General features: G+C 58.1%; 13 protein-coding genes and 1 tRNA gene. 2 read left to right on the forward strand and 12 right to left on the reverse strand.

Annotated features, from left to right (window positions below):
* Positions 1–32: 32 nt before the first annotated feature.
* Positions 33–830: a peptidylprolyl isomerase gene (locus ACQCLF_RS12115; RefSeq protein ID WP_426987595.1), complete on the reverse strand. Its 798-nt coding sequence runs from the start codon at positions 828–830 to the stop codon at positions 33–35.
* Between the two features lie 154 nt (positions 831–984).
* A complete protein-coding gene (locus ACQCLF_RS12120; RefSeq protein ID WP_426987597.1) occupies positions 985–1,830 on the reverse strand; it encodes an ATP-binding protein in 846 nt (281 codons plus the stop codon).
* A gap of 169 nt (positions 1,831–1,999) precedes the next feature.
* Here ACQCLF_RS12120 and ACQCLF_RS12125 point away from each other — a divergent pair, with 169 nt between their 5' ends.
* Entirely contained in the window at positions 2,000–3,073 is a 1,074-nt protein-coding gene (locus tag ACQCLF_RS12125) for a GGDEF domain-containing protein (protein WP_426987599.1), read from the forward strand.
* On the opposite strand, the gene ACQCLF_RS12130 is transcribed toward ACQCLF_RS12125, so the two are convergent.
* From ACQCLF_RS12130 to ACQCLF_RS12175, 10 genes are all read right to left on the reverse strand, one after another.
* On the reverse strand, positions 3,054–3,848 hold the full coding sequence (locus tag ACQCLF_RS12130; protein WP_426987601.1) for an ion transporter: 795 nt from the start codon (positions 3,846–3,848) through the stop codon (positions 3,054–3,056). The two genes, ACQCLF_RS12125 and ACQCLF_RS12130, sit on opposite strands and share 20 nt — an antisense overlap.
* Before the next feature lie 26 nt (positions 3,849–3,874).
* Entirely contained in the window at positions 3,875–4,147 is a 273-nt protein-coding gene (locus tag ACQCLF_RS12135; protein ID WP_426987603.1) for a DUF3012 domain-containing protein, read from the reverse strand.
* A 7-nt stretch (positions 4,148–4,154) separates the two neighbouring features.
* Positions 4,155–5,189 (reverse strand): porphobilinogen synthase, encoded by a 1,035-nt coding sequence (gene hemB, locus ACQCLF_RS12140; RefSeq protein ID WP_426987605.1) that lies wholly within the window; start codon positions 5,187–5,189, stop codon positions 4,155–4,157.
* Between the two features lie 13 nt (positions 5,190–5,202).
* Positions 5,203–5,628 (reverse strand): hypothetical protein, encoded by a 426-nt coding sequence (locus tag ACQCLF_RS12145; RefSeq protein ID WP_426987607.1) that lies wholly within the window; start codon positions 5,626–5,628, stop codon positions 5,203–5,205.
* Positions 5,629–5,668: 40 nt separating this feature from the next.
* Positions 5,669–6,277 carry a transglycosylase SLT domain-containing protein gene (locus tag ACQCLF_RS12150; protein ID WP_426987609.1) on the reverse strand — a complete coding sequence of 203 codons (609 nt, stop codon included), beginning with the start codon at positions 6,275–6,277 and terminating at the stop codon, positions 5,669–5,671.
* Positions 6,274–8,322, reverse strand: coding sequence for an NAD-dependent DNA ligase LigA (gene ligA, locus ACQCLF_RS12155; protein ID WP_426987611.1), 2,049 nt, complete (start codon positions 8,320–8,322; stop codon positions 6,274–6,276). Before ligA ends, ACQCLF_RS12150 begins: the two co-directional genes overlap by 4 nt.
* Before the next feature lie 47 nt (positions 8,323–8,369).
* A complete protein-coding gene (gene zipA / locus ACQCLF_RS12160) occupies positions 8,370–9,554 on the reverse strand; it encodes a cell division protein ZipA (RefSeq protein ID WP_426987613.1) in 1,185 nt (394 codons plus the stop codon).
* A 44-nt stretch (positions 9,555–9,598) separates the two neighbouring features.
* Positions 9,599–13,108 carry a chromosome segregation protein SMC gene (smc, locus tag ACQCLF_RS12165; RefSeq protein ID WP_426987615.1) on the reverse strand — a complete coding sequence of 1,170 codons (3,510 nt, stop codon included), beginning with the start codon at positions 13,106–13,108 and terminating at the stop codon, positions 9,599–9,601.
* Between the two features lie 127 nt (positions 13,109–13,235).
* On the reverse strand, positions 13,236–14,516 hold the full coding sequence (gene ccmI, locus ACQCLF_RS12170; RefSeq protein WP_426987617.1) for a c-type cytochrome biogenesis protein CcmI: 1,281 nt from the start codon (positions 14,514–14,516) through the stop codon (positions 13,236–13,238).
* Entirely contained in the window at positions 14,513–14,983 is a 471-nt protein-coding gene (locus ACQCLF_RS12175; protein WP_426987619.1) for a cytochrome c-type biogenesis protein, read from the reverse strand. The genes ccmI and ACQCLF_RS12175 overlap by 4 nt, the downstream gene beginning before the upstream one ends.
* 214 nt (positions 14,984–15,197) lie before the next feature.
* Between ACQCLF_RS12175 and ACQCLF_RS12180 the strand changes: the two genes are divergently transcribed.
* Positions 15,198–15,273: transfer RNA gene (locus ACQCLF_RS12180), tRNA-Val, on the forward strand.
* The last annotated feature ends 1 nt before the right edge of the window (position 15,274 follow it).

The raw sequence follows: 15,274 nt of genomic DNA on the forward strand, positions 1-15,274 counted from the left end.
TTGCTTCATGCTTCGTTGGTCACCGTTCGCGTCTACACGACCGTGCGTTTGACGCTTCGGCGGCGAATCCAGCCCAGCCCCGCGAGGCCCAGCAAACTGAACCAGCCCATTGCACCACCACTGGACGATCCGCCACCCCCGCCCTGATCCACTTGATCAATCAGCGTGTTGGGCACCGGATTGAGATCGGCGGCGGAATCCTCTCGATCATCGATCACATTCACGGAGAGCACTACCACAAAATGATCGGATGAAAGCGGCACTTTATTATCGGCATCGTCTTCGTCGTAATTCCGCAATGGTAAGTCAGTAAACACGCTCCCGTAATTAAAACGAGGCAGCTCCGCTATTTCTTCCACTACAGACATACCGCTGATTATTTCGCCAAATACGGTAAACCCGCCGTTTTGCTGATCCAGATTGGTGTGATTGTTCTCCAGGTTAAAGAACCACTGCGACGTTGCGCTGTTCACACGACCCCTCACTTTCGCCATGGCAATCGTGCCTTGGCGGTTGGACCATTCCGGCTCATTGACTACTGCGGCTTCCGTCTCGATTTCTTCCGGCACCTCACCCTCGGCATCGAAACGATAGCCGCCGCCCTGTACGATAAAACCGGGAACGGAACGATGAATAAAAGTACCGTCGTAGGAATTTCCTTCCACATACGAGAGGAAATTTGCCACGGTTTTCGGAGTGCTCTCATCGTAGAGGTTGACCTGAATATTACCGAGGGAGGTCTCGATTTCGACAATCGTAGCCGCAGCCGGGCCACTGGTCAGCAACAGGGTTGAAGCCAGCGCGCCCGCCGCCAGAAGTGACTTATGCATACAGGGTTTCCTTGGGTGAGTCAGACTTTTATAAGCCAGAAAGGCAATATAAAATCACTCTAGCAAAGCAACCCGGCGGAAACTGTAAGCCTTTGTACCGGAGTGTGGCTAAATTGTAAGAACCTGAAAACCCCTCTCACAACCGACTGATTTTTTACTCTCCGACAAAGTCCCGGGCAAATTGCCAGGCCACGCGACCGCTGCGTGCGCCACGGGTGCGATGCCACAACAACGCTTGTCGCTCGGTATCGTCGTTCCATTGCCCACCCCATTGCACCACCCAATAGCGGGCGGCATCGAGATATTCATCCTGGCTGAATGGGTAAAAGCTAAGCCATAACCCGAAACGATCCGACAGGGAGGTTTTTTCCTCAATGCTGTCACTCGGACGCAGCTCGCCCTCTTCGTAACTCACATCCAGATTGTCGCGCATGGTTTGCGGCAATAAGTGGCGACGGTTGGAGGTCGCGTAGAACAATACATTATCGGACGGTTTGGCAATACTGCCATCGAGCGCGGACTTGAGAGCTTTGTAACTGATATCGCCCTCTTCAAAGGACAGATCATCACAGAAAATGATAAACCGCTCGGGCCGCTCTTCCAGCAGCGTGAGGATATCCGTCAGGTAAGGAAGGTCGGCCTTATCGATCTCGATTATTTTCAGGCCGCGAGCGGAGAACGCGTTCCAGGCCGCCTTGATCAGCGTCGACTTGCCGGTGCCGCGAGCGCCGGTTAAGAGCACGTTATTCGCCGGCTTGCCCTCCACAAAGCGCTGGGTGTTGCGAACGAGACGCTCTTTTTGAAGGTCGATATTCTGCAAGGCCTCAAGCCCGATTCGGTGCGGATGGCGCACTGCCTGCAACCGCCCCTGTCCATTGTGCGTTCGCCAGCGAAACGCTTGCGCTCCCCAGTCCGGGGACGGGGTCCGCTGGGGCACCAGTTCCTCCACCCGGCCCACCAGTGCCTCCAGGCGTTCGAGAATTTTGTCCGCTTGACTCACATTCAACTCCTCATTTAAAACCATCACACCCCAACCATTGGCTTACAGAGTTTAACAATTGGCTGGAGTGGGCTAAGATGCCATAGTAACGAATATCGCTATCGCCCGATAACCCCGACATTTAGACCAAATGACACTGAGACCCGACCACCTCATGGACCCAACGCTTTTGGAGACTGTTGTCTTGGACCGTTTGGGATTTGACAACACGGGCCACTCCGCCCTGGAAGACGAGAGCCCTGACGCCGTGCAGGTGGCGTCTCTGCTGGTCGCCGCCCGCCATTACCTGGACACGTTTCTTCACAAGCGCGATGCCAAGGGCTCGTCGGTACTGGCCAGTGCCCGCCTGACGGGCTTCGGAACCGGTGCCCAAGAGCAGGTCTACAGCCTGGCGCACGCGCTGGACCTGTACCAGGCCGACATCGATGCCATGCCGACGCCGATTCATTACAGCTTGAAAGCCATTCAGGCCCAGCCGCTGGGCGAGCAAGCCGGAGTGGTCATGGGAGAAATGGACTGGCATTTCAATCACTTGTCTCAATCGGTGGCCTTGCTCAACATCCGTTTCTCACTGGTATTTTGTCAGCAACACGGTCAATGGCTGCTGGAGCACAAGCATCTGTCCCAACCTTCCCAGGCCCAAGGCAACGGAGAGGGTTACCCGCTGAAAGAGCTGGAAGAACGCCGGGCGGTTCTGGAGCGCCTGGTGCAAGAGCGCACTCGCGATCTGGAGCAGACCAGCCAGAAACTTCAGCAACTGGCCATTACCGATGCCCTGACCGGCCTTTACAACCGGGTTCGGACCGACGAAATGCTGGACCTGGAGATTGATCTGCAAACCCGGCAAAGTTCCCCGCTTTCCGTCATTCTGATGGACATTGACCATTTCAAACTCATTAATGACCGCTACGGACACAGAACCGGGGATCGTATATTGGTGGAGGTTGCCCGTCTCCTCGGTCAGCGGCTGCGCAGCACCGACTGCCTGGGTCGCTGGGGTGGCGAGGAATTTTTACTGATCTGCCCCAATACCAGCCCCACCGACGCGCGCACGCTGGCCGAGGAACTGCGGTTGAGCATCGAGCAGGAGAGCTTCGGCGTACTGCTCGACATGACCTTGAGTCTGGGCCTCGCGCACTATCGCCCTGGTGACACCCGCGAATCGATCATCGAGCGGTCCGACCGGGCGCTGTATCAGGCCAAGCAGGCGGGTCGCAATCGCGTCAGTGCTTCGTCTCTCTAAGCATCGTTTTGAGCTCCCGAAGCTCACTCTGCAACTCTCGCAACGTCGGCTCGCCCTCTTCCTGACGCTCCTTGCGATGCTGCTCGTCCAGTACGTTCACGACAATACCAATAATCATATTCAGAAACGCGAACGCCGATAAAAAGATGAACGTCACATAAAACACCCAACTGAGGGGATAGTGCTCCATGGTCTCGTACATGACATCGGTCCAGTCTTCAAACGTCATGATTCGAAACAGGGTGAGCATGCTGATAGCGATATCGCCCCACAGAAATTCATTGACACTGGCAAAAAACATACTGCCAATCGCGGCATAAATATAGAAGATGATAAACATCATCAACGCCACATAGCCGAGTTGCGGCAGAGCCCGCAACAGCGAGATCAGCAGCGTGCGCAGCTCGGGAATAATGGACACCATCCTTAACACGCGGAACACCCGAACCAATCGGCCCACGAGCGCCAGTTCACTGTCCTCGATCGGGATAAGACTGACCACGACAATCAAGGTGTCAAACACGTTCCAGCCGGACTTGAAGAAATCCCTTTTGCGCGGCTCACCCATAAACCGGATGCTGATCTCGACCAAAAAGAACAGCGTGATAAACCAGTCGGTGATCACAATCAGGCTGGAGACCAGCGGTGGAATATCGTACGTTTTCGCGCCGATGACCAGCGCGGAAAAAATAATGATCCCAACCACAAACAGTTCGAACGCTTTGTGCGTCCGAAGCTGGTAAAAACGAGCCTGTAACGTGTCGTTTGAGATCATACGCTCCTCGGAGAAGAACACGCGGGTCAGTCGTAAATGCAGTGTTTGGCGAAGGTGCGGGAATCGTCCTCCGTCCAATCGTTGTTAGGCACGTTCATCATTTGCTCGCACCACGCCTCCGAACCGGGCTCCGCGCGTTCTTCCAGCTTCGGAATCTCGTTCGCGCTTTCCGGCAGTGCCGGGATCAGGCCAATGTCCCGCTTGGGTTGCGGCGGTTCACTGGGTTGGCTCATGATGAGAAACACACCCAGCGCAATCATCAGCACACTGATGACCATCAATGCATAAATCGTTTTCATGGGAACCTCAGGAATCAGAGAGCCACTCAGCGGAGGAGTTGGAGAGCCACTCAGCGGAGGAGTTGGAGAGCCACTCGGCGGCGGCCTCCGCATAATAGGTAATGATCAGATCGGCACCGGCTCGCTTGAACGCAAGCAAACTTTCCAGCGCCACCGCCTGTTCATCGATCACTCCGGCGGCAGCGCCCGCCTTGATCATCGCGTACTCGCCGCTGACCTGATACACCGCAAGCGGACGCTCGGAATGCGCGCGGATATCCGCCAGGATGTCGAGATACGCCAGCCCGGGCTTGACCATCAGAATGTCGGCGCCCTCTTCCAGATCGCGCAGCGATTCCGCCAGTGCCTCGCGCCGGTTGGCCGGGTCCATCTGGTAGCTGGCGCGAGTGCCTTTAAAATTACTGTCCACCGCATCGCGAAAAGGGCCGTAAAACGCGGACGCGAATTTGGTGGAATAGGACATTACGGGAAGGTGGGCAAAACCGGCCTCATCCAGCGCCTGTCGAATCGCGGCGATCATACCATCCTGCATGCCCGAGGGAGCAATAACGTCCACGCCGGCACGCGCCGCCGTCACCACTTGTTTCTGCAAGTTCGTCAGGGTCGCGTCGTTGTCCACATCGTGTTCGTGAACCACTCCGCAATGGCCGTGATCGGTGTACTCGCAAAAGCAGTTGTCGCTGATGACACACATCTCCGGCACCGCTGACTTCGCGGTGCGTATCATGCGCGCCATCAGGCCTTCATCGTTCCAGGTGTCCGCCCCTTCACTGTCTTTGTGCCGGGACACCCCGAACAGTAACACGGCGCGAATGCCTTTTTGCCAGGCGGTTTTCACCCGACTCGCCAATTGCGCCTCCGGGTAACGAACCACGCCCGGCATACTCGCGATACTCACAGGCTCGTCAATCCCCTCCTCCACAAACAGCGGAAGAATAAAGTCGCTGGCCGTCAGCCGCGTTTCACGCACCAGCTCGCGCAGCGCGGCGGTGCGCCGCAGACGACGAAATCGGAAATCGGGGTGAACGGTGTTATGCGTCATGGTTACCTCTGGTTTACAGCGACAGTGAGCCTTCGTGATTCCACTCGCAGCGAACCTGCATATCGCCCGAGCCCGGCACATGATAATTAGCGGTCGATTCCCACGTAAAGGTATGTACGCCGGACAGCTCCGTTTCCAGGTGCACGGTGGCCGATACCCAGAACATTTTACTCAACAAATCTTCAAACTGAGCAATCCATTGATCCCACTCGTACTCCACGGCCTTATAGGACGCACCGAAGTGCATGACTTCCGTCTGGTAATGTCCGGCCCCAGCCGATACCGCCGGAATGGAGAACATTTCCTGCGACAGAAACGGCCAGTCATCCGCATGAGGCAATGTCAGCATGGCCTCGCGATTGACTTGCAAACGTCCGTCACCGGAAGGCACGTACGCCACATCTTTGATACAACCATACACAATGGATTCCTGATCCATAGCCGCTCCTTTACACGACTCAGACACAGCAAAAATTCATTCAGCGCAACGGCCACCACCAGGGACCCTTGAAGCGTCTCTCACAACCGTCGAGCTGTTCGCGGTAGCGTTTAGCCCGGCTGCCCACCTTGTTGGCCACGCCCACCAACCAGGCTTTCTGATTGTAGGTGCGGCGCTGGTAGCCGCCGTGCCCTTCGTGATACGCCAGATACAGGTTGCGGGCATCGTTCTTGCCAATGCCGAGCCGTTCGTTGCTTTGCGTATTGTAATAACCGATAAAATCGATGGCATCGGCAAAACGCGTGCGACTTGCCCAGTGGTTACCGCTTAACCTCTGGTATTCATTCCAGGTTTCATCTTTTACCTGCGCATACCCATAGGCACTGCTGGGACGCGGCCCCGGGATAATCCAGAGAATTTTGGTGCGCGGCGGCTTGGCCTTGGGGCGGAAGCTCGACTCCTGGTACATGATGGCCATCAACGTGGCGATATCCGATCCCCAGCGCCGCTCTGAACGCCGGGCATCTTTGTACCAGCCGCGTTTTTCGTCAAACACATTGCAAATATTATCGCTGCTTTTCGGGGGCGCCGTGGCACAACCGGATAACAGTCCCAGCGCCAGCACGGCGGTGACAACCACAATTTTCATGACGTTTGTTCCCATTGTTGCAATAGCGACATCAGCCCCGCTTCATCCATGATGTCGACGTCCAGTTCTTCGGCCTTGGCCAGTTTGGAGCCCGCCCCCGGACCGGCTACCAGGTAGTCGGTTTTCTTGGAGACACTGCCTGCCACCTTGGCCCCCAGCGCCTGCAACCGCTCTTTCGCTTCGTCTCGCGTCAGTTGCTCCAGCGTGCCGGTCAGGACAAACGTCTGGCCAGCCAATGGCAGTGCATCGCGATCAATCGGAGCGGCTTCCGACCAGGTAACGCCCTGCGATCTCAGTGCCTCCACGGCTTCGCGATTGTGCGGCTGGGCAAAAAACTCAGCCACAAAATGCGCGACCACCGGGCCGACGTCCTCGACTTTCTGGAGGTTTTCTTCGTCAGCGTCGGCCAGGGAATCCAGAGAGCCATAATACTGAGCCAGATTTCGCGCTGTCGCTTCGCCCACTTCACGAATGCCCAGCGCGTAGACAAACTTGGCCAGGGTGGTTTGCTTGCTGGCTTCCAGCGCCGCCAGCAAATTATCCGCGGATTTTTCGCCCATCCGCTCAAGGCTGACCAGCTGATCGCGAGTCAGAGTATACAGGTCTGCCACCGCGTGTATCAGATCTCGATCCACCAGTTGCTCAACCAGTTTGTCGCCAAGCCCGTCGATATCCAGCGCCTTGCGCGAGGCAAAGTGTTTGATGGCCTCTTTACGCTGTGCGGGGCAGATCAAGCCCCCGTCACACCTGGCCACCGCTTCGCCAGGCACGCGCTCGACCGGGGACTCGCATACCGGACATCGATCAGGGAAGGTAATCGCTTCTGCGTCGTCGGGTCGTTTACTGGTCACCACCGACACAATTTGCGGAATCACATCACCGGCGCGGCGCACGACGACGGTATCGCCAATCTTGACGCCCAGCCGGGCGATTTCGTCGGCGTTATGCAGCGTCGCATTGGACACCGTCACCCCGCCGACAAACACCGGCTCCAGCCGCGCCACGGGCGTAACGGCCCCGGTGCGGCCTACCTGAAACGACACGCCTTTCAGCAGCGTCATTTCTTCCTGCGCGGGAAACTTGCAGGCAATCGCCCAGCGCGGCGCACGGGAAACAAACCCCAGCTCTTCCTGGAGGTCGCGGCGGTTGACCTTGAAGACAATACCGTCAATATCGTAATTTAAAGCCGCCCGCTTTTCACCGATTTTACGGTAGTAGGCGACGCAGTCCGCCACGCCACTGACGGTGTCAATTTCGCCATTGATCTTCAGTCCCCACTCGCGCAACGATGCCAGTATGTCCGAATGCTTGCCGGGCAAGGCGCCGCCTTCAACATAACCCACGCTGTAGGCGCACATTTCCAGCGGGCGCTGGGCGGTGATACGCGCATCCAGCTGTCGCAGGCTGCCGGCTGCCGCGTTGCGCGGGTTCACAAAGCCTTTTTCGTCCCGCTCGCGAGCTGTCTGATTCAGGCGTTCAAAACCGGCCTTGGGCATATAGATTTCGCCGCGCACTTCAAGCACATCGGGATAGCCCGAACCGCGCAGGCGCAAGGGGATCGAGTCAATGGTGCGCACATTCTGGGTAATGTCTTCGCCCTGGGTGCCGTCCCCTCGGGTGGCACCGCGCACGAGCAAACCGTCGCGGTATAAAAGACTGACGGCAATGCCATCGAGCTTGGGTTCACAGGCGTATTCGATTTCAGCATTGTCCTGCAAACGATCGCGCACACGGCGATCAAAGGCCTCCAGATCCTCCTCGTTAAACGCGTTGTCCAGAGACAGCATGGGCAGTTCGTGAGTGACCGTGGCGAATGCACTGAGGGGCGTGGCCCCCACCCGCTGCGTAGGCGAGTCAGCGGTGATCAACGCCGGGTATTCCGCTTCCAGCGCCTGAAGTTCGCGCATTAGCCGGTCGTATTCCGCATCGGGGATATCCGGGTCATCCAGCGCGTAATAGCGATAATTGTGCTCCTGAAGGGTCGCACGAAGCTCCTGGGCTCGGGCGCTTTGCTCAGCCGGTATGGCAGAGTGGGAGTTGGCCATGTGGCGGTCGTTCCTGCGGATCAATGACTGCGGGGTGGCGGCGCGCCTCAGTGCGGCGCGCGCGACAGTTGCTTGCGTTCAAATTCGTGGATGCGTTGCCGACAGTGTTCCTGTGTCTGCCGGGTGAGCACGCTGCGATTCTCGTCTTTCAGTTCCCCGCCCAGGGCCTGGCCAATGGAACGGGCGGCCTCCAGCATTTCCTCAAATACGTCCACATTGGCCAGTTCCACCGCACGCTCCAGCGGCAGGGTCATGAACAGGCTGATACCGGGCGTGGTGAAATTGTCCATGGCATCCAGGTCGAAAACACCGGGCTTGACCATGTTCGCCAGACTAAAGAGGATGGCACCGCCACCTCTGGGCCGTTCATAACGGTGGAAAATGTTCATATCGCCAAAGCGCAGACCTGCATCGATAACGGCATCCAGCAATGCATCACCGCGAAACTGTTCTCCGGCCGGTGCCATTACGTTAATAACCAGGACCTCTTCCGGCTGGGGCGCCGGGCGCCCCGCTTCCGGCTTGGGTTCCGCCTTGGGCTTGGGTTTGGATTCCGGCCTGGGCTTGGATTCTGGCTTGAGGCCGGGCTCCGGTTTAGCCTGGGGTTCCGATTTAAACGGAGCCGGTGACGGCTGGGCGCCACGCGGTTCCAGTGGGCTAGAGGTCGCTTTTGTTCTGGCAGGCTCGGGCGCTGGTTCCGGTGCGGCAGACGGTTCCGGGGTTTCGTCCCACTCGCCGCCCCCGTCCAGCGTCGGCTCAATGCGAGCATCGTGTTCACCCGATGCCGGGCTTGCCGATTCTTCAGCTTCCATCAGTAGCGGGACCGACTCATCGAGATTCAATGCCACCTGCTCAGGAATTCGCCCACGGCTATCGGCAGGCCTGGCCTCATAGCGAGGCGGCTCGGGTTCCTCTGTCTCGAATGTTTCCGTATCGAAGGACTGACCGGAGTCCTCAATGTGAGTGTCATCGTCCAGCTCATCCACAGGCGCGCGATGAAACGGTCGTTCATCTTCCGGGGTTTCACGATAGGCCACGACGCGAGCGCCACCGTTGGGCAGCTCCGCTCCGTAATCCACCGCTGGGTCCCGATGACTCGTCGTGGAGCTCGCACGGCCCATGAAGCGGGAAACCTTCAGGGAATCCCTCTGGGCATTACGCATACGCCGCCAGCCATCGAGAAGAATCCCGAGGATCAGCAAGATAATCAGTATCGTCAGCCAGTCGCCCATAATATTGTCCGGTCAGTTAATCCGTCAGATTCTCGCCCAGTGAGTTACACAGCCGCGAGTTCGGCCGCTTCGTCCACATCCACGGTCACCAGGCGGGAAACGCCCGGCTCGTGCATGGTAACACCCATCAGTTGGTGCGCCATCTCCATGGCAATCTTGTTGTGGGTAATATAAATAAACTGCACGTGCGCCGACATTTCTTCTACCATGCGTGCGTAGCGGCCCACGTTGGCATCGTCCAGAGGCGCATCCACTTCGTCCAGCATACAGAACGGCGCCGGGTTCAGACGGAAGATTGAGAACACCAGCGCGATCGCGGTCAACGCCTTCTCTCCCCCTGACAGCAAATGGATGGTGCTGTTGCGCTTGCCCGGCGGGCGGGCCATGATCGTAATACCGGTATCGAGTAGATCCTCGCCGGTAAGTTCCAGATAGGCATGGCCTCCACCGAAGACTTTGGGAAACAGTTCCTGCAATGACCGATTGACTTCATCAAAGGTCTCCCGGAAGCGGGTCCGGGTTTCACGGTCAATTTTGCGGATCGCATTCTCCAGGGTTTCGAGAGCCTCTCGGAGGTCCTCGTCCTGGGCGTCCAGGTACTGTTTGCGCTCAGATTCGGTGTGATATTCGTCGATGGCCGCCAGGTTGATCGGCCCGAGACGGGCAATACGGCCCGCCACTTGCTCCAGTTCAGACTCCAGCGGCTTGAGTTCGGCGTCTTCGGGCAACTCGGATAACAACGCCTCCAGATCGAACTCTTCTTCTGCCAGTTGCTGGGCAAGCCCCGAGCGCTGCACTTCGAACGTCTGGGCGGCAAGCCGCTCCTGCTCCAAATGCGTGCGAACGGCCTGAACCTCCTGTTCGGCCCGGTTTCTGGCCTGTTCAGCTGAGCGCAATGTCTGCTCCACATCCTCCAGCGAACGGCGGGCTTCGGTCAACTCCGCCTCGACGCTGAGACGCTTGTCGAGATTGGCTTCCAGCTCCAATTGGTGCTCTTCCGCCGGGTCGCTGGCTTCCCCCAATGCTTCCAGCAATTGCTCGCGGCGCTCTTCGAGACGTTGCGTTTGTTCCTGCAGTCGGGCGATGCCCAGGCGGATACTGTCCAACTGGGTTTTCAGCGACTGGGCCCGCATCGCCAGTTCGTGCGCTTTGTCCCGGTCATGACGGGCTTTCTGGCGAGCGTCGTCCAGGCCACCGCGAATCCGGTCCCGCTCCTGCAGCAGTCGCTCCCGCTCGTCGGTGTCCTGGCCCATGGATTCAATGGCGTCGCTCAGGATCATGCGTGCCTCGGCCAGTTGCTCGGCCTCCTGATCCAGTTGCTCGCCCGCTTCGCGAATTTCGGTATCGGTTCGTTCCCGGCGCACGCTGATTTGTTCGATGCGCGCCTGTTTTGCGCTCAGTTGAGCACGCAGCTCGCCAGCACGCCGATTTTGCTCGTCCACCTCGCGCCGGGCGGTTTCGCGCTCCTGTTCCAGGCGGCGGACCGCTTCGCGCCCTTCGGCACGCGCCTCATCGAGACGGCTGACCTCGGTTTCCAGCTCATGGATCGTCGCGTCCAGCTCTTCCAGTTCCTGTCGACGGGCGATCACGCCGGCACTGGCATCGGTATCGCGGGCGACTTTCAGCCACTGCGGGCCGAGCCAGATACCATCGCGAGTAATCACCGATTCTCCCGCGCTCAACTGAGGGCGCAGCGCCAAAGCGTCGTTGAGTGAGTCCGCCAGATAAACACCCTGGAGCAGATCGCTCAAATCCCAGTCGGCCTGAACCTTGTCCAGCAGTCGGGGGGCTTTCTCACCGGTAACCGCTTGCGTTCGGCGGGCGGTATCCATTAACACCAGTTCGCCTTGGCTGAGATTGGCCAGTGTGGTGGCGACAGCGTCCAGACCATCGACACAAACGGCCTGAAGGCTATTACCCAGGACTGTTTCGACGGCGGTATCCCAGTCGTCAGAGACTGTCAGGGTTTCGGCCAGACGGGGCTGGTCCGTTAATTGGTGTTCATCCAGCCAGTTGGCGACGGCCTTGCTCTTTTCGCCGAGCGCGGCTTGCTGCAAGGCTTCCAGCGAAGCGTGGCGACCGCGCTGGCTTTGCAGCTTGCTGCGCGCCTGATCCAGTTCATCCGCCAGGCGGTTATTGGTCTCGCGCTGGGCTTCCAATTGCTCGCCAAGACTTTCGCTTTGGCCGCGCTTTTCCTCGACCACCAAGTCCAGTTCGGCCAGTTGCTCGTTCAACTGCTCGATTTCTTCATCGTCGGCGCCCACTTGCAGCCCGGAGCGTTCTTCTTTCAGTTTCTCAATACGTTGCAATAAGCGCTGCTGCACCTGCTCCAGATGCTGAATGCGTGACTGCTGGACCTCCGCCCGTTGGCGAGGCTCGGCGGCACGCTGGTTAAAGGCGTCCCACTCGCTCTGCCAGTGTTGCATCGCCTCTTCGGACGCCTGCAACGCATCACCGGACGACTCTTCCGCCGCGCGCACCAGTTCGAGCTCTGGCTCGATCTCCATTAGCTCCGTTTCCCAGCCTTCGGCCTTCTCTTTGTCAAACTGCAGGCTGTCATTGGCCTCGCGGCGATCCCGCTCGGTCTGATCCAGGTCCGTCTGTAACTGACGGCTGCGCTCCTTGGCGTGCTGGATGGTTTGTTCAATACGGGCGATATCAGCGCCAATGGCATAGTATCGACCCTGAACTTCGTTAAACTTGTCCTGAAGTTCGGTATATTGGCTGCGGCACTTCTCGATCTCGGTATCTTTGCTGACCTGATCGGTAACAAAGGACTCCATGCGCAGCTCAAGGTCCCGAATCGTCTCCTGCTTGCTTTTGGCCTGCCGGTCCAGGTTCCGGTATTTAAGCGCCTGCAGTTGCGCCTTCAGCTGGCGCTCTTCCTTTTTGAACTCGGTGTATTTTTCAGCCGCCTGGGCCTGGCGCTGCAACCGGCTCAGCTGGCGTTCCAGTTCGTCCCGGATATCGGTCAGGCGCTCCAGGTTTTCCTGGGTGCGGCGGATGCGGTTTTCCGTGTCGCGGCGGCGCTCCTTGTATTTGGAGATACCCGCGGCCTCTTCGATATAGACACGCAGCTCTTCGGGTTTGGCCTCGATCAACCGGGAAATCATGCCCTGCTCGATAATGGCATAGCTCCGGGGGCCGAGGCCGGTGCCCAGGAAGATATCGGTAATATCACGGCGCCGGCATTTGGTACCGTTGAGGTAATAGATGTTCTGCGCGTCCCGAGTGACCTTGCGCTTGATGGAGATTTCGTTGAAAGCGGCGTACTCGCCCTGCACGGTCTTGTCCGTGTTGTCGAACACCAGTTCGATCGACGCCTGCCCTACCGGTTTGCGGGCATTCGAGCCATTGAAGATGACGTCGGTCATGGCTTCGCCGCGAAGGTTCTTGGCGGACGATTCACCCATGACCCAGCGCACCGCATCAATAATGTTGGACTTGCCGCAACCATTCGGGCCCACCACTGCGCACAAATTGCTGGGGAAATTGACCGTCGTGGAGTCAACGAATGATTTGAAGCCGACCAGCTTGATACACTTGAGGCGCATAAGTCCTTATCACTCGGTTTTTAATCGCAGGCCAGCATGCTAGCCCATTGAAATTATTGACTTTTCCCGCCTCTCCGCCATGCGCCGACAGGCTGGTGCAAAGGCGGAAATTCTACACGGATTTGCGCTAGTCGGCGATGGGTTCGTCAATGACCAGCGTTAGTTTTTCGGGAGCATCGGCAAGCTCCACAGGGCCCAGCGTCGCCTGCCAATCACCGGGGCGAGCGGCGACATCGCCACTTCTCGACAGTCGTGCGACCAGTTCTACCGTCTCTACCGACGCCAGCGAAGCGGCGGGCGACATGGCCATTGTTTCATCTAAAGTAATGGACAATGGCAACTGAGAGGCCTGAAGTCTTTGAATAGCAAGGGGCATGGCCGATCCATTCCAGGCTCTGGCGTAAACGAACACGGTTTCGTCGCCCTTTACCTCGACGTCATCCCCGAGGCTGACATCGAGCGTCAGAGCGACGCCTCCGTCGGCAGTGGGGGCCGTGTCCGCTTCCGGTGCACCCTCTCCCAGTGCGGCGCGGGCCCGACTGACGCCGCGACGGAACGCCATCGCGTTACCCGAGGTCGGGTCCATGACCGCGATCGCCCGCTCCCAGTAATCAATGGCTTCCTGATACCGCTGGTGACTGAAAGCATCAATACCTGCCAACCCCAGCGCCGTTGTTTCCTCAGGATTCAGCTGCAAGGCTTCGGCAACCAGCGCCCGACCACGCTCCCCGATTCGATTGTCATCGCGAATAAACAGGGTTTCCGCCAAATCCGCATGGATGCGTGCCGAATCAGGTTGAAGGCTGAGGATACGCTCATACAGATCCACCGCCTGGTCATAATGCCCCAGTTCACGGGTATAGTTAGCCAGCAAAAACAGGTGCTGTACCGACTCGGGGTTTTCTTTTACCCGCTGCTGCAACTGCTCAACCACAGCCCAGGTTCTGGCCGGATCGGGCCGGCGGTCATTGCGAAGGTCGTTATTATCCCCCAACGCTTTTTGGGTTTGCAGCGCCAGCAACTCAACATCCTCACTGGCGCCTCGCTCGTGATAGAGCAAAACACTGCCAAGGGTTCCCAGCAGCGCCACCACGACCAACACTCGCCCGCCGGGCAGTGCACGGCCTTTCAGTGGTCGGCTGGACGCCAACTGGCGCTCCTCTTCCAGCAACGCCCGCTCCTGCTCCAGTTTCAGCTGTTCAAACGCCTCCTGGGACAGTCGTCCGGCGTCTCTGGACGCCTCCAGCTCGGCCAGATGCTCCCGGAACAGGGTGATATTGGTTTCCAGCGAGTGCCGACGCAGACGCTCCACCCGCGAGCCGGCCTCGCGACGGCGTAACGGCCACAGGAAAAAAGCCAGGGCCAAAGCGGCTAACAGGGCCATGCCCCACCATAAGGGTGCCATCATCGTTCGGAAGTCTCATCGTCGGAGGATTTCAGGATGCGGTCCAGGTGTTCGCGCTCAGCCTCAGTGAGGGTCTTTGTATCAGCGGCGTTATTGGACAGGTTGGTGCGGCGCTTGAGCACGATCCAGATCAACACCACAATGCCCAGCAGCAGCAACACGACGGGTCCGAGCCACAACACCAGCGTAGAGGCACTCAAGGGTGGCCGGTACAGAATATACTCTCCGTAACGATCCACCATGAAATCAACGATCTCTTTATCGGAGCGCCCTTCTTCGATCATACGATAGACCTGATCGCGCAAATCCTTTGCGATGGGCGAATCGGAGCCGGCCAGATTTTGATTCTGGCATTTGGGGCAGCGCATTTCATCGATAAAGCTTTGATAACGCTGCCGGTCGGCTTCGCTGTCAAACTCCCTGACGTCCACCGCTGCCTGAGCCGCCAGCCAGGGCAGTAGAACCAACAACCCAAAGGACAACCATGCCCGACACCATGCCCAAACCAAAGACCTCAAGGCGTACGCCCTCCTACTTAGAATTTGCGAGCGCAGAGTATAACAAGCCCTTTCAAAGCATGGCGAGGAACCGACCATAAATTCGTCAGTAAAGATTTTTCAGGATTTACCAAAAAAGGGTTTGACCTCAGCCTCCGTTTCATTAGAATACGCGTCTCCTGAACGGGGGTGGTTAGCTCAGTTGGTAGAGCGGCGCCCTTACAAGGCGTAGGTCACAGGTTCGACTCCTGTACCACCCACCAC

Source organism: Marinimicrobium sp. ARAG 43.8 (assembly GCF_050113635.1).
Classification (GTDB): Bacteria; Pseudomonadota; Gammaproteobacteria; order Pseudomonadales; family Cellvibrionaceae; genus Marinimicrobium.

Excerpts from the sequence above, each read along its gene's own strand:
- ACQCLF_RS12145 (WP_426987607.1), bottom strand. The coding sequence starts at position 5,628 with ATGGATCAGGAATCCATTGTGTATGGTTGTATCAAAGATGTGGCGTAC.
- ACQCLF_RS12130 (WP_426987601.1), bottom strand. The coding sequence starts at position 3,848 with ATGATCTCAAACGACACGTTACAGGCTCGTTTTTACCAGCTTCGGACG.
- ACQCLF_RS12115 (WP_426987595.1), bottom strand. The coding sequence starts at position 830 with ATGCATAAGTCACTTCTGGCGGCGGGCGCGCTGGCTTCAACCCTGTTG.
- ACQCLF_RS12135 (WP_426987603.1), bottom strand. The coding sequence starts at position 4,147 with ATGAAAACGATTTATGCATTGATGGTCATCAGTGTGCTGATGATTGCG.
- hemB (WP_426987605.1), bottom strand. The coding sequence starts at position 5,189 with ATGACGCATAACACCGTTCACCCCGATTTCCGATTTCGTCGTCTGCGG.
- ligA (WP_426987611.1), bottom strand. The coding sequence starts at position 8,322 with ATGGCCAACTCCCACTCTGCCATACCGGCTGAGCAAAGCGCCCGAGCC.
- zipA (WP_426987613.1), bottom strand. The coding sequence starts at position 9,554 with ATGGGCGACTGGCTGACGATACTGATTATCTTGCTGATCCTCGGGATT.
- smc (WP_426987615.1), bottom strand. The coding sequence starts at position 13,108 with ATGCGCCTCAAGTGTATCAAGCTGGTCGGCTTCAAATCATTCGTTGAC.
- ACQCLF_RS12150 (WP_426987609.1), bottom strand. The coding sequence starts at position 6,277 with ATGAAAATTGTGGTTGTCACCGCCGTGCTGGCGCTGGGACTGTTATCC.
- ccmI (WP_426987617.1), bottom strand. The coding sequence starts at position 14,516 with ATGATGGCACCCTTATGGTGGGGCATGGCCCTGTTAGCCGCTTTGGCC.